Annotated in this window: 17 protein-coding genes and 3 riboswitches; of the genes, 2 read left to right on the plus strand and 15 right to left on the minus strand. The window is 67.8% G+C overall.

What is annotated here, in order from left to right:
• Positions 1-67 precede the first annotated feature (67 nt).
• Positions 68-269, minus strand: a riboswitch (cobalamin riboswitch).
• 72 nt (positions 270-341) lie between these two features.
• Positions 342-914, plus strand: coding sequence for a histidine phosphatase family protein (locus tag JJB99_RS25170; RefSeq protein ID WP_200494957.1), 573 nt, complete (start codon positions 342-344; stop codon positions 912-914).
• Here JJB99_RS25170 and cobT read toward each other — a convergent pair.
• The 8 genes from cobT to cbiE all read right to left on the minus strand — a co-directional run bounded on the left by cobT (position 907) and on the right by cbiE (position 8,114).
• On the minus strand, positions 907-1,959 hold the full coding sequence (gene cobT / locus JJB99_RS25175; protein WP_200494958.1) for a nicotinate-nucleotide--dimethylbenzimidazole phosphoribosyltransferase: 1,053 nt from the start codon (positions 1,957-1,959) through the stop codon (positions 907-909). The genes JJB99_RS25170 and cobT overlap by 8 nt on opposite strands.
• Before the next feature lie 10 nt (positions 1,960-1,969).
• Positions 1,970-2,719 carry a precorrin-6A synthase (deacetylating) gene (cobF, locus tag JJB99_RS25180; RefSeq protein ID WP_200494959.1) on the minus strand — a complete coding sequence of 250 codons (750 nt, stop codon included), beginning with the start codon at positions 2,717-2,719 and terminating at the stop codon, positions 1,970-1,972.
• 38 nt (positions 2,720-2,757) lie between these two features.
• Positions 2,758-3,435: an energy-coupling factor ABC transporter permease gene (locus JJB99_RS25185; protein ID WP_200494960.1), complete on the minus strand. Its 678-nt coding sequence runs from the start codon at positions 3,433-3,435 to the stop codon at positions 2,758-2,760.
• A 37-nt stretch (positions 3,436-3,472) separates the two neighbouring features.
• Positions 3,473-3,693, minus strand: a riboswitch (cobalamin riboswitch).
• 45 nt (positions 3,694-3,738) lie between these two features.
• Positions 3,739-4,470: a uroporphyrinogen-III C-methyltransferase gene (gene cobA, locus JJB99_RS25190; protein WP_200494961.1), complete on the minus strand. Its 732-nt coding sequence runs from the start codon at positions 4,468-4,470 to the stop codon at positions 3,739-3,741.
• Positions 4,467-5,777, minus strand: a complete 1,311-nt coding sequence (locus tag JJB99_RS25195) for a cobyrinate a,c-diamide synthase (RefSeq protein ID WP_200494962.1) — start codon at positions 5,775-5,777, stop codon at positions 4,467-4,469. Before JJB99_RS25195 ends, cobA begins: the two co-directional genes overlap by 4 nt.
• A complete protein-coding gene (gene cobM / locus JJB99_RS25200; RefSeq protein ID WP_200494963.1) occupies positions 5,777-6,559 on the minus strand; it encodes a precorrin-4 C(11)-methyltransferase in 783 nt (260 codons plus the stop codon). The genes JJB99_RS25195 and cobM overlap by 1 nt, the downstream gene beginning before the upstream one ends.
• The gene (locus JJB99_RS25205; RefSeq protein WP_200494964.1) at positions 6,556-6,924 is read right to left on the minus strand and encodes a cobalamin biosynthesis protein; all 369 of its coding nucleotides are present in this window, start codon (positions 6,922-6,924) and stop codon (positions 6,556-6,558) included. Before JJB99_RS25205 ends, cobM begins: the two co-directional genes overlap by 4 nt.
• Positions 6,921-8,114: a precorrin-6y C5,15-methyltransferase (decarboxylating) subunit CbiE gene (gene cbiE / locus JJB99_RS25210; protein WP_200494965.1), complete on the minus strand. Its 1,194-nt coding sequence runs from the start codon at positions 8,112-8,114 to the stop codon at positions 6,921-6,923. The genes JJB99_RS25205 and cbiE overlap by 4 nt, the downstream gene beginning before the upstream one ends.
• On the opposite strand from cbiE, the gene JJB99_RS25215 reads away from it, so the two are divergent.
• Positions 8,113-8,859, plus strand: coding sequence for a cobalt-precorrin-6A reductase (locus JJB99_RS25215; protein ID WP_200494966.1), 747 nt, complete (start codon positions 8,113-8,115; stop codon positions 8,857-8,859). The two genes, cbiE and JJB99_RS25215, sit on opposite strands and share 2 nt — an antisense overlap.
• Here JJB99_RS25215 and cobJ read toward each other — a convergent pair.
• From cobJ to JJB99_RS25250, 7 genes are read right to left on the minus strand one after another with little or no spacing between them, the layout of a single operon-like run.
• Positions 8,835-9,569, minus strand: coding sequence for a precorrin-3B C(17)-methyltransferase (gene cobJ, locus JJB99_RS25220; RefSeq protein ID WP_200494967.1), 735 nt, complete (start codon positions 9,567-9,569; stop codon positions 8,835-8,837). The genes JJB99_RS25215 and cobJ overlap by 25 nt on opposite strands.
• On the minus strand, positions 9,566-10,297 hold the full coding sequence (locus tag JJB99_RS25225; protein ID WP_200494968.1) for a precorrin-2 C(20)-methyltransferase: 732 nt from the start codon (positions 10,295-10,297) through the stop codon (positions 9,566-9,568). The genes cobJ and JJB99_RS25225 overlap by 4 nt, the downstream gene beginning before the upstream one ends.
• Before the next feature lie 2 nt (positions 10,298-10,299).
• On the minus strand, positions 10,300-10,929 hold the full coding sequence (locus JJB99_RS25230; RefSeq protein WP_200494969.1) for a precorrin-8X methylmutase: 630 nt from the start codon (positions 10,927-10,929) through the stop codon (positions 10,300-10,302).
• Positions 10,929-12,089: a precorrin-3B synthase gene (cobG, locus tag JJB99_RS25235; RefSeq protein ID WP_200494970.1), complete on the minus strand. Its 1,161-nt coding sequence runs from the start codon at positions 12,087-12,089 to the stop codon at positions 10,929-10,931. The genes JJB99_RS25230 and cobG overlap by 1 nt, the downstream gene beginning before the upstream one ends.
• On the minus strand, positions 12,086-15,331 hold the full coding sequence (gene cobN / locus JJB99_RS25240; RefSeq protein ID WP_200494971.1) for a cobaltochelatase subunit CobN: 3,246 nt from the start codon (positions 15,329-15,331) through the stop codon (positions 12,086-12,088). The genes cobG and cobN overlap by 4 nt, the downstream gene beginning before the upstream one ends.
• Positions 15,331-16,365, minus strand: a complete 1,035-nt coding sequence (gene cobW / locus JJB99_RS25245) for a cobalamin biosynthesis protein CobW (protein WP_200494972.1) — start codon at positions 16,363-16,365, stop codon at positions 15,331-15,333. Before cobW ends, cobN begins: the two co-directional genes overlap by 1 nt.
• On the minus strand, positions 16,362-16,736 hold the full coding sequence (locus JJB99_RS25250) for a DUF1636 family protein (protein WP_200494973.1): 375 nt from the start codon (positions 16,734-16,736) through the stop codon (positions 16,362-16,364). The genes cobW and JJB99_RS25250 overlap by 4 nt, the downstream gene beginning before the upstream one ends.
• Before the next feature lie 96 nt (positions 16,737-16,832).
• Positions 16,833-17,049: riboswitch (cobalamin riboswitch) on the minus strand.
• Positions 17,050-17,055 lie beyond the last annotated feature (6 nt).

Consider the following 17,055-nt stretch of genomic DNA (forward strand, 5'->3'; position numbering starts at 1 on the left):
CCCATGTTCCGGCTTGTCAGCCGTCCGATGAAGCCGAATGTCTGTACTCCCCGACCGACATCTTCGCGTGTGACCACGGCTGACGGCAGGTCTCCTGGCTCGCGGGTCGTGACCGCTTCGTCGCCTTCCCGGGACCGAGGACCCAGTGGCATCTGACGAAGGATTCACCGCTTACAGTTGCGGGGGCAGCTACGGCATTGGGGACAATGTCCCCGCACCGCATTCCCTTTTCATCCCCTCTCGGGGAAACCGTCGCGAACATGTAGGATTACGACTAACACAGAGTCAATGTGCAAGCTGCGGCGTTGTTGCCGCAGCGCCCAACTTCCCTGGAGACGAGCATGGAAGGCGAGACCTTCCTCTGGCTGATTCGGCATGCACCGGTCGACGGCGTCAAAGGCACGATCCATGCCGCCGACGCGCCGGCCGATCTCGGCGACCGCGCGCAGTTGGATACGCTGCGACAGCGCCTGCCGCGAAACGCCGCGAGCTATGCCAGCCCGGCGCGGCGCACGGCCGAGACGGCGCGCGCGCTGGGGCTCGAACCGATGCTGGTGAGCGAATTCAGTGAGCAGGACTTTGGCGGCTGGATCGGTCGTCGACATGACGAGCTTGCCGCGACCGGTGGCAAGGCCTACGCACAGTTCTGGAGCGATCCGGCACGCGGACGGCCGCCAGGCGGCGAGAGTTTTGAAGACCAGGTCGCGCGTGTCCGGCTGGGACTCTCGCGGATCGGAGCTGGACCAGCAACACTCGTCGTCCATTCCGGCACGATCCGCGCGGCGCTGTGCATCGCGCTGGACCTCACGCCGGAGGCCGCCTTGCGCTTCGTGATAGATCCGCTGTCGCTGACCCGGATCGACCGTCTCGCCAGCGGCTGGCGCGTCGTCTCCGCCAATCAGCGGATCAGCTAGGGCGATCCGGCACATTGGCCTGCGCAAACGTCGCCATGCCGTTGTGGAGCGCGCAAGCGAAGCGCACCAGCGGCAGCGCGATGGCGGCGCCCGATCCTTCGCCGAGCCTGAGATCGAGGCTGATCAGCGGCTGCACGTTCAGCGCGCGCAGCACCAGCCGATGGCCCTGCTCGGCCGATCGATGCGATGGCAACAGGAACGGCTGGCACGACGGGTTCAGCCGCACCGCTGCCAGCGCCGCAACCGACACGATGAAGCCGTCGATCAATACAGGGATGCGGCGCTGTGCAGCCGCGATGATGGCGCCGCAGATCACCGCAATTTCCAGGCCGCCGACAGCACACAGGATTTTTTCGGGCGAAGCGCCCGCAACACCATGGCGGGCAAGCGCGGCATCGATCACGCGCGCCTTGTGCACGCGGCCGGCCGCATCGACACCGGTGCCGCTGCCCGCAATTTCCTCGGCGCTGATGCCGAGCAGGCTCGCGGCAACGGCGGCCGAGGTCGTGGTGTTGCCGATGCCCATCTCGCCGAAGATCAGCAGATCAGGCTGACCGGCCTCCGCACGCGCCACCGCGCGCTGGCCGGCTTCGAACGCAAACGCCAGCTCGGCAGGCGTGAGCGCGGCTTCGATGCTGAAATCGCGCGTGCCGCTGCGCGGCTTGTCCGTGACGACGCCACTCATCGCCTCCTGTGCCAGTGTCCCGGCGTCGACCACTTCCAGGGTCGAACCAAGCTCGCGCGCCAGCACCGAGATCGCGGCGCCGCCGGAGGCGAAATTCGCCATCATCGCGATCGTGACGGCTTGCGGATAGGCCGACACGCCCTGCGCGACGATGCCGTGATCGCCGGCAAAGACGATGATCGGCACCCGCGCCGCACGCGGCTGCTCGGTCGCCTGCAGGCCTGCAAGCTCGATCGCGAGCTGCTCGAGCCGGCCGAGCGCGCCGGTCGGCTTTGTCAGTTGCGCCTGCCGCGCGATCGCCGCGTCGCGGTGGGCCGCGGAGATCTCGGGGCACTTTCGATAGACCCATTCCGGGAGCATGCTGCCTCGCTTACGCCCTGCGCTTGAGAATGTAACTGTCCATGATCCAGCCATGCCGCTCGCGCGCGTCCTGACGCGCAGCAGCAATACGCGGGCCGGCCTCGGCCAGCGCGCCTGATATGATGATCTGATCGGACATGCCGAGATAAGCGCCCCAATAAATGTAAAACCCTGCCGGATCGAGCGCCTGAAACGCCGTGCCGCCGTCGAGCATCACCACCACCGTATCGACACCTTGCGGCCAGCCGCCTTCACGCAAGCGCCGTCCGGTCGTAACCAGAAACGGCTCGCCGATGTCATTGAGCGGCAGCGCATGCGCCGCGCACAGCGCCTGAATCGAGGTGATGCCGGGCACGACTTCGATATCAGGCAAGGGATCGAGCCGCCGCGCAATGCGCAGCGAGGAATCATAGAGCGAGGGATCGCCCCAAATCAGCAGCGCGACCTTGCCTTCATGCCCGAGATGATCTGCGATCGTCCGTGACCAGGCCGCGGCGACGGCATCGTGCCAATCGTCCACGCCCTTGCGGTAATCAGCTTCATCGGCATCGCGCGCGGGAAGATCGAACTCGGCGATGTCCGTCTTGTCGCTGGTGAGCACGTCCGCGCAGATCGTGCGCCTGAGATCGGCGAGATCGGACTTTGCGCTCCCTTTACGCGGGATCAGGACGAGATCGGCCGAGTTGATGGCCGTGATCGCAGCGCGCGTGAGCTGCCCGGGATCGCCGCAACCGATGCCGATCAGGGAGAGTGTGAGCATCGCGTGGTGGGGCGGCCATGGCGGCCGCCCCTTGTCTCTTAAGCCGCGTTATGCAGGCGCGGGGTGACGAGGCCGGGCGCGGTGACGCCGCGCAGCGATTTCGCCAGTGCCAGCACCGCGAGATCGGCCAGCGGCTCGATCACGATGACCAGCGCATAGGAGGCCGCGAAGGTCGCGATGCTCGCGAGGTTGCTCATGGCAAAGCCGGAGCCGTAGAGCGCCCAGAACGCCACCCAGGCGATCACGCCGGCCTGATAGGTCGTCGACAACGCCAGCGCCTGACGATACTTCAAATCGACATAGGCGGTGTTGCGCGCAATGATCCGTGTGGCGATCGCCTGGATGGGGAACAGCGGCACCAGCAGCGTGGTGACGTTCATGCCATATTGCGGCAGGTCGGCCGGCTCGAACAACACGCCCTGAAGCAGCAGGCCGAACGCGAGACCGAAGGCGGCGGGCGCCGCGCCAAACAGCAGGAACAGGGTCGAGCCGAGGATGAAGTGCACCTCGGAGACGCCAACCGGGAAGTGCGGCAGAATCTCGAAGAAAGTGAACACGAGGGCGGTGGTGGCGAGCGTCCGCATCGCGAACGAGCCGATGCCCTGCTCGCGCACGGTCTCGGCCGCGAGCTTCAAGGCAACGCCGCCTGCGGCGATGCCGGTTGCGTAACTCAAGACGAGCTTGGCGCCCGTCACGATTCCGGGTTCGATATGCATGGCTCAGATCCTTCCTGCCGTCACACCCGACGGCCTTGGCCTCAAAACACGCACGGCCGGTCTCCTGGCTCGCGGTTCACAGGGGTTCTCCGGCCTTCCCGAACCTTGCGGCCCAGTGGCGGTTCGGAGCCCCTCACCGCTTACAGTCGCGGGGGCGGCTGGGGTTTTGGGCGCCGCAACTGGGTCCGCCCATCCCCATTCCCGATTATGCTCTAAGCGCTTTGCGCCGCGTCGAGCACCATGCCTCTCCTGTGTGCCCCCATCGCCAGCCGGGCGTCAAGGGCCGAAGGGCGGCCGGAGCGCTCATGACGGATAATCTCCCGCCAGCGCGCCGAACAGGATGACGGCGGCCGTCGAGGCGGCGCCACCGCGCGCAAGCTGTTCGGCAAGCTCGACAATGGTGGTGCGGACCAGCCGTTCGTCGTCGCGTCCAAGGGATTCGGCGAACAGCGCCGGAGTGCTTGGGGCGAGGCCGTGCGCGATCAATTTTGCGGCAAGATCCGGAAAGGTGCGCCGGCCCATATAGACCACGGTCGTCGCGTCAGGATCGGCCAGCGCCGCCCAGTTCAAATTCTGCGGCAGCTCGCCGGTGACGTCGGCCCCGGTGACGAACTGCACCCGGCGCGAGGTGTGACGCCGGGTCAGGGGAATGCCGGCTTGCGCAGCGGCCACGCAGGCCGAGGTGATGCCGGGAATGATCTCGTAGCCGATGCCGGCTTGACGCAGCGTCTCGAGCTCTTCCTCCAGCCGGCCAAAGATGCCGGCATCGCCCGATTTCAGGCGCACCACGCGCGCACCTGATACGGCATAGTCGACCAGGAGACGGTTGACGTGGTGCTGCTTGGTCGACGGCCGCCCCGCCCGCTTCCCCACCGCGACGAGATTGGCCCCGGGCCTGGCGAGATCGAGGATCGCGCCGGAGGCGAGGTCGTCATACAGCACGACATCGGCCTCCCGCAGCCGTGCGGCACCCTTAAGAGTGAGAAGCTCGGGATCGCCGGGGCCGGCGGAGACGAAGGAGACAAAGCCGCTCACCGGTCCTCCGCGATCAGATGAAAAAACGTGCCGGTGGCCTGTCCCCGCCGCGACCCGGTCTCCGCGATGACCGCGCCGGTCGCATCATGCACGACCGCCAGCGGCGTGTCAGGCTGCGCAAGAATGGTCGAATAGTGGAATTCATGGCCACGCAGGCGCGCGCCGGCCTGATGCCCGGGCATGGGCGCCGCAAGCGTGGCGAGTCGATAGCCCAGATGCATGCGGCGCTTGGCAAAGCTCGTCTCGAGGCCAAGCAGGCCCGTCATCTCATGGCAGACGCCGTCGGCATCGGTCAAAGCAGTCCCTAGCACCATATATCCTCCGCACTCGCCATGCACCGGGCGCGTCTCGGCGAAGGCGCGCAGGCCGGAACGGAAGCGCGCATTGGCGGCGATCTTGCCGGCGTGAAGCTCGGGATAGCCGCCGGGCAGCCAGCAGACATTGGCGCTCGCATCAGGGCCTTCATCGGCAAGCGGCGAGAATGTCGAGATCTCCGCACCCGCCGCCCGCCAGGCCTCCAGCATATGCGGATAGACGAAGGAGAACGCCGCATCGCGGGCGAGCGCAATGCGCTGCCCGGGCGGCGTCACGTTCAATGCATTTGTCGTTGGTTGCGGCGACCAGCCGGCGGCCGACCGCAGCACCGCATCGAGGTCAACATGCGCTGCGACGAAGCGCGCGGCTTCGTCGATCAGCTTGCCGATCTCGGCCTGCTCTTCAGCCTGCACCAGGCCGAGATGCCGCTTCGGCAGGCTGATCTCGGCATGGCGCGGCAGTGCGCCGAACACGGCGATGCCGGAATCGTTGAGCGCGCGCCGCACGAGATCTTCGTGGCGCGGGCTGGCGACACGGTTGAGCACGACGCCGGCAAGACGCAGGCCGGCGCGGTAATCGCGAAGGCCCGCGGCAATCGCCGCTGCCGTCTGCGCCTGTCCGGAGGGATCGATCACCAGCACCACCGGCCAGCCCAGCATCTCCGCGATGTCGGCGGTCGCCCCGGTGCCGGAGACACCGCGCGCGGCGACGCCGTCGAACAGGCCCATCGAGCCCTCGGCGAGCACGACATCGGCATCCGCGCCGCGGCTGACGAGATGCGCAATCGTCCCGCGGTCCATCGCCCAGCTGTCGACATTCACCGAAGCACGTCCCGTTGCGGCGGCATGAAAGGCGGGATCGATATAGTCGGGCCCGCTCTTGAAGCACTGCACGTTCAAGCCGCGATGGCGCCAGGCGCGGGCGAGCGCCAGCGTCAGCGTGGTTTTGCCGACGCCAGAGGCCGGCGCGGAGATGACGAGGCCTGCCGGCATCACGTCGCCTCCGGAAAGCGCGGCTCGGCGCCAACGGGACGGTAGCGGCGATCGTAATCGACGGCGTAAAGACGGCTCTCGTCGAAATCCGCCGCGCCAAGCGTCTTGCCGACCAGGATCAGCGCGGTGCGCTCCATCTCGGCTCCCACAGCGGCATCGAGGGTCGCGAGCGTCGCGCGGACGATGCGCTGGTCCGGCCAGCTCGCGCGCCAGACGATCGCGACCGGGCAGTTTTCCCCATAGTGCGGCGTCAGCTCCGCAATGACCTTGTCGAGCAGGTGGATCGACAGATGGATTGCGAGCACCGCGCCGGTTGCGGCAAAAGCGGCCAGCTTCTCGCCTTCCGGCATCGCGCTGGCGCGGCCCGGCGTGCGCGTTAGCACCACGCTCTGGGCGAGACCCGGCAGCGTCAGCTCGGCCTCCAGCGCCGCCGCGGCGGCCGAGAAAGACGGCACGCCAGGTGTGACGGTGAAGGGAATGCCGAGCGCCCGCAAACGGCGAAGCTGCTCGCCCATCGCCGACCAGATCGAGAGATCGCCGGAATGCAGCCGCGCGACGTCCTTGCCCTCCGCATGCGCGGCGGCGATCTCCGCGATGATCTCGTCGAGCGACAGCGGCGCCGTGTTGACGATGCGCGCCCCACGCGGGCAATGCGCCAGCACGCCTTCGGGCACCAGCGAGCCCGCATAGAGGCAGACCGGACAGGCGGCGATCAAATCGCGGCCACGCAGCGTCAGCAAATCGGGAGCGCCCGGCCCGGCGCCGATGAAATGCACGGTCATGCGCCGTCTCCTTCGGCGACCGCCGCGGTCGCAGTGCGATCCCGCGAAACCACACGCGTCGCAATCAGGCGTGCGCGAGGCCCGGCCGCGGCGAGCGCAGCGGCTTCTGCAACCGATCCTGTTCCGAACTTGTCCGCGACGATCTTCGACTGCGTCGGCGTATCGACACCGGCCAACGCTTCAGCCGGGACAGCCTTGATCGGCACGCCGCATTCACACGCGAGCTGCTTCAGCACTTCCGCGTCGGCCCTATCGCTCACGGTCGCTATCGCCGCCAGGCCTTCAGGACCGCCGGCGGCCAGCAACGCCTCGCGCAGCGAGGCCAGCGTGACGTCTTTCCTGAATCCGAGCCCGGCGACTTTCATCGGACCGCACTCCATTGCACCACCGGCCGTGCCGCCTCCCAGGACCGGTAACGGCCGAGCGGAGCGGCATGCGCGATCTCCACCCGCATCAACTCGCCATCGTGGCGCTGGTGCAGCTCGCCGAGCAGCGCTTCGGTTTCCAGCGTCACCGCATGCGCGACAAGCCGCGTACCGGGCGAGAGCCGCGACCAGACCGCATCGAACATCGCACCATCAAGGCCGCCGCCGATGAACACGGCATCCGGCACGTGTTGGCCAGCAAGAGCTTCAGGCGCCTTCCCCGTGACGACGGTGATCCGATGCACCAAGCCGAACGCCCTTGCATTGGTGCGAATATTGGCGGCGCGATCCTCACGCGCTTCGATGGCGGTCGCAGTTCCGCCGCACAGCGCCCACTCCACCGAGATCGAGCCCGAGCCGGCGCCGATGTCCCACAGCCGTTCGCCCGCACGCGGCGCCAGCGCCGAGAGCGCAAGCGCGCGCAGCGGCCGCTTGGTGATCTGGCCGTCATGGGCAAAGAGATCGTCTGAGAGGCCGGAGCTGCGCGGTATGCCCTGCCCGCCCCTCGCCTCAATGGCGACCGCGACCAGGTTGCCAGCGCCATCACCAGCAAGATTATCGGCGCGAGACTCCCGGATTCTTTCGCGCTGCCCGCCAAGCGCGGCGAGAGTCCAGAACGCCGACGCGCCCCACCCGTGCGCCGTCAGCCATTTCGCGAGATCGGCGACCGCCGTCGCGTCGCGCACCAGGCAAATGATGCGTGCGCCTCGCGCCAGGTGCGGCACGAGACGTTCGAAGGGTGCGGCGTGAAGTCCAAGACAGATGACAGCTTCAAGGCGCCAGCCCAGTCGCGCGGCGGCAAGCGAGAAGGTCGACGGCGCCGGATGCGCGATCCACTCGTCTCCGTCGAGCTTCTCGGCGAGACTTGCACCGGCGCCGTACCAGAACGGATCGCCGGAGGCGAGCACCACCGTCGGCCGGCCCCGGCAACTCATCACGATCTCCGCATCGAACGGCACGGGCCACGGGCGGCTGCGGCTCCCTACATCTGCCAGTGCAAGATGACGCTCGCCGCCGAAGACCGTTTCTGCTTTGGCGAGCGCCTTTCGACTTGCCTCGGACAGGCCGGCAAGGCCATCTTCGCCGATACCGATGATGGTCAGCCAGGGATCAGCCGAGGAATCAACCATGATACGCGCCCTCATTCTGGGCGGAACTGCCGATGCGAGCCTGCTTGCGGCCGAGATCGCGCGCACGCGCATCGAAGCCGTCTATTCCTACGGCGGCCGCACCCGCGTGCCCGCTGATCAGCCGCTGCCAACCCGCATCGGCGGCTTTGGCGGCGCGAGCGGGCTGGCCGAGTACATCCGGCGCGAACGCATCACGCATGTGATCGACGCGACGCATCCGTTCGCGGCCCAGATGAGCCGCAACGCGGCCGAGGCGTGCGCGCAAACCGGCACGCCGCTGATCGCGCTGGAGCGCGCACCCTGGACCCGCGCACCGAACGACAGTTGGATCGAGGTCGCCGACGTCAACGCCGCAGTCGCCGCGCTGCCCGAACGGCCCACAAAAGTGTTTCTGGCGATCGGCCGCCAACACATCGCGCCGTTCGCGATGAGACCACAGCACGCCTATACGCTGCGCTTCGTCGATCCGCCCGAAGCGCCGCTGCCCTTTGCCGCGGATGTCATCGTGTCGCGCGGACCGTTCAGGCTTGACGGCGAGCTGGAGATGCTGCGCACGCGCGGCACCGCCTGGATCGTCGCCCGCAATTCCGGCGGCGTCGGCGCGCGCGCCAAGATCGACGCCGCCCGCGTGCTCGGCCTGCCCGTGATCATGATCTCGCGACCAAAGCTGCCCGAGCGGCTGCGGGTCGAGAGCGTGGCCGAGATCATGCAGTGGCTCGGTCATCCGACCCGCCTCGGCGCATAGACCCAGCGGCCGACGCGGCGTGCCTGCGAATTACAAACGATCACCAGCGTGCGCATGTCGGCCATCTCGGGCGTCGCTTCATTCAGCGTGACGGTCTCGATCTTTTCGTCCGCCGTGCTAATCGCCCGCGCGAAGATCACGAGGCGGTCGCCGGAGCCGGCTTCTTTCAGCACCGACAATGCGCGGCCAAATCCTTCCGGCCGGCTCGCCGAGCGCGGGTTGTACATCGCAATGGCAAAATCGGCTTCGGCGGCGAGCCGCAGCCGCTTCTCGATCACCGCCCAGGGCTTGAGATTGTCCGAGAGGTTGATCGCACAAAAATCATGGCCGAGCGGCGCACCGGCGCGCGCGGCCGCGGCCAGCATCGCGGTGATGCCGGGCAGTACGCGGATCGGCAGTTCCTGCCATTGCGGCGCCAGTTCCAGCGCCTCGAACACGGCGGACGCCATCGCGAAGACACCGGGATCGCCGGAGGAGACGACCACCACCTGCCCGCCTTCGGCCGCGAGCCGCAAGGCCTCGCTCGCACGCTGCAGCTCTTCGCGATTATCCGACGGATGCAGCTTGAGCCCGGGTCGCGGCGGCACGCGCGCGACATAGGGCCCATAGCCCAAAATGTCGGTCGCGACGGCAAGCGCGGCGGAGACCTCGGGCGTCACCAGCGCATCGCTGCCCGGCCCGAGGCCTGCGATGGTCAGCGTGCCCGTCATTCGGCGGCGCCCGGATGCCGGCCCTTGCCGTGCACAAGCACGATCGCAAAGTAAGGGCAATCGGCGGTGTCGATCTCAGCCAGCCGCACCACGCGCTCGCCCGGCATGGTGCCGCGCTCGACCAGCCAGGCATCGTCGAGCCGGCCCGCGGCAGCGAGCGCGCGCCGCACCTTGGCGAGATTACGCCCGGTCTTCATGACGACCAGCGCGTCGGAATCGCGCATGCGCCGTTCGAGTTCGGCTTCCGGAAGCGTGCCCATCAGCACCGTCGTCACGTCGTCGCCAAGCGCGATCGGCTGGCCGACGCCGTTCCAGCAGCCGACCATGCCGGGAATGCCGGCGATCACCTCGATCTCGACGCGGCCTTGCAGGCGCGTGTGCAGATGCATGAAGGAGCCGTAGAAGTAAGGATCGCCCTCGCAGAGCACGACGACATCGACCGCGCGCGCCAGACGCGCGAGGCGCTCGGCCCATTCGTCGTAGAAGCCGGCCAGCAGCTGCACATAGTCGGGGCGATCGAAGGCGATCTCGGTCGTAACCGGATACTCCATTGCATATTCGGTGACGTCGGCCGCCAGCATGTCCTCGACGATACGCCGCGCCTGCCCTGGCCGGCCCTTCTTGCGGAAATAGGCGACGTGCTTGGCGCCGCGCACGGTGCGGTCGGCTCGCACGCTCATGAGATCGGGATCGCCGGGGCCGAGACCGCAGCAGATGATGCGTCCCATCGCTATTCGCTCCGGCTCGCCAGCGCGTTCACGGCAGCGACCGTGATCGCGGAGCCGCCGAGGCGGCCCTCGACCGTCAGCGCCGGCGCCGGCGGATCGGCCATCAGCGCGGCCTTGGATTCGGCTGCGCCGACGAAGCCCACCGGACAGCCGATGATCGCCGCGGGCCGCGGACAGCTTTGGTCCTCCAGCATGTTGAGCAGATGGAACAGCGCGGTCGGCGCATTGCCGATTGCGACGATGGCGCCGTCGAGATGCGGACGCCACAGCTCCAGCGCGGCGGCCGAGCGCGTATTGCGCATGGTTTGCGCCAGCGCGGGAACGGCCTCATCGCCGAGCGTGCAGATCACGGCGTTGGCTGCGGGCAGCCTCGCGCGCGTAATGCCTTCGGAGACCATGCGCGCATCGCACAGGATCGGCGCGCCCTTCTGCAAGGCTGCGCGCGCGGCGATTGCCATGCCTGATGTGAAGCGGATATGTGCCTCCAGGCCGACCATGCCGGCGGCATGGATCATCCGCACCACGACCTGCTCCTCGTCAGGCGTGAAGCGGGCAAGATCGGCCTCGGCCCGGATCGTCGTAAAAGACTGCCGGTAGATCGCCGCGCCGTCGGTCTCGTAAGCATGCGGCATCAGTGCCCTCCGACCAGGATGGAGGGATCGCTGACGATGTCGGCACAACTCAATCCGCGCAGCACGGGTTGGTCGCGGGTCGAGCCGTTCCGGACGAGATCGAAGCCGGCGCTGGTCGCAACCAGCGTCACCGCGGAAGCACCGGAGCGGGCGCAGCCCTTGGCGCAGCCGGAGACATGAAGTTTCGTATCGATACCGATGCGCGGCGCAAGCGCCGCCGCCAGCGCGCGCGTATCGGCGTGCGCCTCGCGGCAGCGCGGCGCGCCGCTGCAGGCGACCACACGCAGCGCCGGATCGTGAGGCTCCGTGATGAGGCCCGCCGCGACAGGCATCGCGCGCTGGCCTTCGCTCAGAACCATCCGCCACGGCGTCATGCGCAGCGCATGACCGCTGCTGGAAAACTGATGCAGCGTCGTGTGCAGCATCTGGCCGAATGCGACGCCGACCAGGGCGCCTTGCGGATAATGCCCGGGCCGCGACGCCGGCATCACGGGCGCAGGCTCGGTCTCGCCGCGCAAGGCCTGCGGTGGTGTCGCGCCGGCCGCGATGTGGGCCGCCATGCGCCCTCGCCCCTTTGTGCCGCCCGAGGTGACGAACCAGCTTGCGAGCGCGAGCGCCGTGCTCACGGCCTCTCCGCGCGCGACGGAGTGGCCGAACCTTGCGCCATCGGCACGCACCAGCAGACGGCCGCCGCGATCGCGCTCGATGCGCACATCGGCGGAATCGCCGGCGAGCACACGCGACTTCCCGTCGTCGATGGCGAAGCCGAACTTGGTGGGAAGATCGAGCGCGCTGTCGGCGAGCGCTTCTTCAAGCTCCGCGGCCATTGCCTGTGTTTCGTCGCCAACAGTCCAGAACGGCGTCACCAGAATGTTGCGGCGGGCTTCGATGTCGGTATCAGGGTCGAGCAATTGCAGCCGCGCAAGGCCGTCGATCAGCGGCCGATGGCTCTGTTCGCTCACACCCCTGATCTGGAGGTTGGCGCGGCGCGTCACATCGATGAGGCCGTTGCCGTGGCGCTCGGCGAGTTCGGCAAGCCCGGCTATCTGGTTGGCTTCAAGCCGTCCGCCGAACGGACGGACGCGGACCACGAGCCCGTCGCCGGATTGCATCGGGCGTAGCGCGCCGGGACACCAGCCCTTCACCGAAGCCGCACTCATGACGCCTCCTTGAGCGCAGCCGCAATCGAGTTGCGGCGCGTTCGCCACAGCGAGGCCTCGTGCAGACGCGTGAAGCAGGTCTCCATTGCGGCGAGCGCCGCCGGATTTTCGCGGGCCATGAAGGCACGCACCCCGGCGTCCCCGAGCGTCGCGTCATAATACAGGTCGAATAGGTGCGGCGGCACGGCACCGGCGAGATGCGCGAAGGCGGCCATGTGCTCGAGTGTCGCGGTGATCTCGGCGGCGCCGCGAAAACCATGGCGCATCATGCCGGTGATCCAGGCCGGATTGGCCGCGCGGGCCCGGACGACGCGGGAGATTTCTTCCGTCAGCGTGCGCGCGTGCGGCTGCTCCGGGCGCGTCGTGTCGAGATGATAGAGCGAGGCTCCCGCAGCACCGAGATGTGTAGCCGCCGCCGCGATACCGGCTTCATGCGCGGCATAGTCGGCGGCGAGCAGGAGATCGGTTTCCGGCAGGTCCTGGATGTGGACGAAGGCATCGGCGGAGGCGAGCCGCTGTTCGATGCCGGCGCGATCCGGCTTGATCTCGCCATCGGCGGAGAACGCCCAGGACGAGGCCGACAGCCAGGCCTCGCCGGCCGCACCACGCGTCTCCGGCGTGAAGGCATCGGGGATCGCCGAGAGGCCGACGCCATATTGTCCGGGGCGCGGCGCGAACACGCGCGATGTTCGCTGGCGGTATGGATTCTCCTCACCTTCCTCCTCGCGGCCAGCGAGCGCCTCCGTGGCGGCCTCGAACAATTGCGCAAGGCCAGAGAAGACGTCGCGGAACAGGCCCGATACGCGTAGCGTGACGTCGATGCGGGGACGGCCGAGCTCGGCCGGCGCGATGATGTCGTAGCCGGTGACGCGGCCGGAGGCGTGATCCCAGCGCGGTGCGAGACCAGCCAAATGCAGCGCCATGGCGAACTCTTCGCCCGCAGTGCGCATCGTCGCCGAGCCCCAGAGATCGACGACGAGGCCCTTCGGCCAGTCGCCGTGATCCTGCAAATGGCGGCGCAGCAGCTCTTCGGCGAGTTTTATCCCCTGCGCATGGGCCGACGGGGTCGGCACCGCACGCGGATCGACAGCAAAGAGATTGCGTCCCGTCGGCAGCACGTCCTGGCGTCCGCGATAGGGCGAGCCGGATGGTCCTGGCGCGACGCGCTGGCCCGCGAATGCGGCGCGCAGTGCATCCCGCTCGGCTTCGCCGCAGGCGCCGCGGCCGAACACATGCAGACCGTCGCCGAACTGGCTTTCCTTGAGGTCGCAGACGAAGCGATCGATCCGTGGGATCGCCGAGGCCGGCGCGGCCGATGCATCGAGGCCGAGGTCGTCTTCGAGACCCGCGGAACGCGCCTCATCGCGAATCGCTGCGATCAGCCGCTGGCGGCGGGCGGGGTCGAGACCGTCGGCGGTCGAATATTCGTCGAGCAGACGTTCGAGCCGGCGCAGGCCTTCCGGCACCGCCGATGCTGCTAACGGCGGTGGCAGATGGCCGATCGTGATCGCGCCGATGCGCCGCTTGGCCTGCGCGGCCTCGCCGGGGTCGTTGACGATGAAGGGATAGATGACGGGAAGATCGCCAATCAGCGCTTCCGGCCAGCATTGCGAGGACAGCGCCACGGATTTTCCGGGCAGCCATTCCAGCGTGCCATGTGCGCCCATATGCACGAGGGCATCACAGCCCTGCCCGCGGAGCCAGAGATAGAACGCGACATAGGCGTGGCGCGGCGTGCGGGCGAGATCGTGATACTCAGCATCGCGCGTCGTCGCATCGCCGCGCTCGGGCTGGACTGCGATGATCGACTGGCCGCACTGGATCGCAGCGAAGTGGAACACGCCGTCGCGGCAGCTCGGGTCATCTTCCGGGGCGCCCCAGGCTTGCGCGAGATCATCCTGCAAGATCTGCGGCAGGCGCGCCAGCGCCGTCCGATAATCGGTGACACTCCAGGTCAGATACTGCCTCAGCAGCGTCTCGCCGAGCGCATGGATCGGCGTGACATCGAAGCCCGCCTCGGCGAGATCGGACACCAGCGCCTCCAGCGAAGCCAGCGCATCGAGCCCAACGGCATGCGCGATCTGGTGCGGGCGGCCCGGATAGTTCGAGAGCACGATCGCAACGCGCTTCTCAGCGGTTGGCTTCTCCGCGAGGTGCCGCCAGGCCGCAACGCGCGCGGCAACGGCCTTCACACGCTCCTCGTCAGGCCTGTGGGCCAGACGCGAGAATTGCAAATCCGGATCACGTACCGCCGCTGACTTGAAGCTCAGCACGCCGGTGAACACGCGGCCATCGACCTCAGGCAGCACAACATGCATCGCGAGGTCGCCCGGCGAGAGGCCGCGGAGGGACTCCGCCCAGTCTTCGCGCCGCGCCGTGGAGAGCGCGACCTGGAAGACGGGGCACGACGCAGCATCGAAGGGCGTCGTGCCATCATCGCCCATCGCTGAAAAGGCCGTCGCGTTGACGATCGCAGCCGGAGGATTTTTCGCAAGATGGTCCCGCAACCAATCCGCCACGCCCGGAGCCTTCAGCGAGGCGACGAATACACCGTACGCATCGAACTCCTTCTCGCGCAGCGCGGCAATCAGGGCATCGACCGGGCCTGTGTCCGCGGCGGCGAGATAGGAGCGATAGAACGTCACCAGCGCGAGCGGCTTCCCTTCGCCCGTCGGCGCGGCAATGACGCCCCGCGCGGGATCGTAAAAGCCCATCTCCGGCACAGTGATCTCGCCGACGACCGGGCCGGCATAGAGCCCCGAGGCCAGCGCGAGCTGAGCAATCGCCGCTTGCGCCGCGACGGGACCACCGGCGTCGCAGAGCACTTTTAGCCGCTGCAGCGTCGAGACCGGCAAGGTCGAATAGGCATCGAGCCGTGTGTCGTCGCGGCCATCGGCCGGCAGCACGGCGAGGGCGATGTTGCGATCCTTGGCGAGCTGCTGCAGGGCCGCAAGCCCATAGGGCCAATAGGACTCGCCGCCGATCAGGCGCACCAGAATGCCGCGCGCCTGCGACAGCGTGCGCTCGATATAGGTGTCGACCGACAGCGGATGACGCAGCTCGGCGAGATTGGCGAGCCGCAGCGACGGCAGGCTGCAACGGCCGCGCCGCCAGCCGGCTGCGAAGGCCGCAAGGTCGGAATCCGAGTACGAGAGCACCACGAGATCGGCCGGATCCTGGCCGATCTCCCTTGGCGTCGCGGTCTCCTCGAGACCGCGGCTCTCGCGGAAGACGACGTGCATCAGACTCCCAATCCCGCCCTGATCGCGGCTTCGTCGATATCGCCGTGCTCGCCGATCACGACGAGCTTCGACTGCCTGAGACCTGCGCCCCAAGGCTTGTCGAACTGATGGCGCACGCGCTCGCCGACCGCTTGCAGCAACAAGCGCATCGGCTTGCCCGCGACCGCGATGTAGCCCTTGGCGCGCAGCACGTTCTGCTCGCGCGCCAGCCGCTGGACCGACGCAACCAGCGCATCGACATCCGCAACTTCAGGAAGGTCGATCACGACGGAGGCAAAATCATCATGCTCGTGCTCCTCCTCGCCGTCATGATGAGACGGACGCGCGGCGAGATCGTTCTCCGCGGCAGCGCCGAGACCGAGGATCACGCGTGCATCGATCGCGCCGTCGGTGACGGGCAGCATCGGCACGCGGCGCGGCATCTCGGCGGTGATCGCGGCCTTGGCCGCTTCGATGCCCGCGGTGCCGGCAAGATCGGCCTTGGTCAGCAGCACGATATCGGCGCAGGCGATCTGGTCCTCGAACACTTCCGACAGCGGCGTCTCGTGATCGATATTCTCGTCCGCCGCGCGCTGCGCTTCGACGGCCGCCGGGTCGGGCGCAAAGCGGCCGGCCGCCACGGCTTCTGCATCGGCGAGCGCGATCACGCCATCGACCGTGATGCGCGAGCGGATCTCCGGCCAGTCGAACGCCTTCAGCAGCGGTTTTGGCAGCGCCAGGCCCGAGGTCTCGATCAGGATATGATCGGGCCGCACCGGCCGCGCCAGCAACTTCTCCATGGTCGGAATGAAATCATCGGCGACGGTGCAGCAGATGCAGCCATTGGCGAGCTCGATGATGTTCTCCTCAGGGCAATTTGCATCGGCGCAGGATTTCAAGATCTCGCCGTCGACGCCCTCGCTGCCGAACTCGTTGACGAGCACCGCAAGCTTCTTGCCGTTAGCATTGGCGAGCAGATGCTGGATCAGCGTGGTCTTGCCGGAGCCGAGAAAGCCGGTGACGACGGTGACAGGGACTTTTGCGAGCGAGTTCATTCGGCGGCCTCTGGCAGGACAGCAATGGGAGGAATGCGGGCAAGCGACTGCTTGCGGAAGATCTCGGGACGGCTGCGCCAGGGCACGAGGCCATCGGGCGCGGCGGCATAGGCCGCAGCGCCGGCAATCACGTCATGCGCGTTCGCATCCGACAGGCGGCCATAGACATAGGACCAGCGGCCCGGCGCGCTGAGCGCGACCGAGCAGCCCTGGCTGCATGCAGACAGGCATTCGACGGGAACCACGCTGACACCGTCGGGCACGCCGGCTTCGAGGATCGCCCCATGCAGGCGCTTGCCGGGCGTGGTCTCGCCCTCGCCGAGCGTCTGGCCGGCGCGGCAGGTGATGCAGACGTGAAGTGTGACAGCCATCGCCTCTTCCAGAAATAACAGCGGGAGGCGAAGAGGCGCACGGACCATTCTCCTGAAGGCCCGTTTCCCCGTCGCGGAACACCCCGTCCGCCGGTCCAAAACTCGTCCGCGCTGGCAGGTCTCCCGGCTTGCGGAGCAGGGTTTCCCCTTCGATCCCCGCCTTCCCGATCCCAGGGGATCAGTGGCTTCGGGCATCTCTCCGGTCACGGTCGCGGGGGCGGCTGCATTTTGGACCCAAATCTTGCCGATTCGGACCCTATCGCATTCCCTCTTCGCCTGTCATAGGACAGGAACCAGCGCCGGGCCACCATTTGCCCCC

It is taken from the genome of Bradyrhizobium diazoefficiens (assembly GCF_016616235.1).
GTDB lineage: Bacteria > Pseudomonadota > Alphaproteobacteria > Rhizobiales > Xanthobacteraceae > Bradyrhizobium > Bradyrhizobium diazoefficiens_H.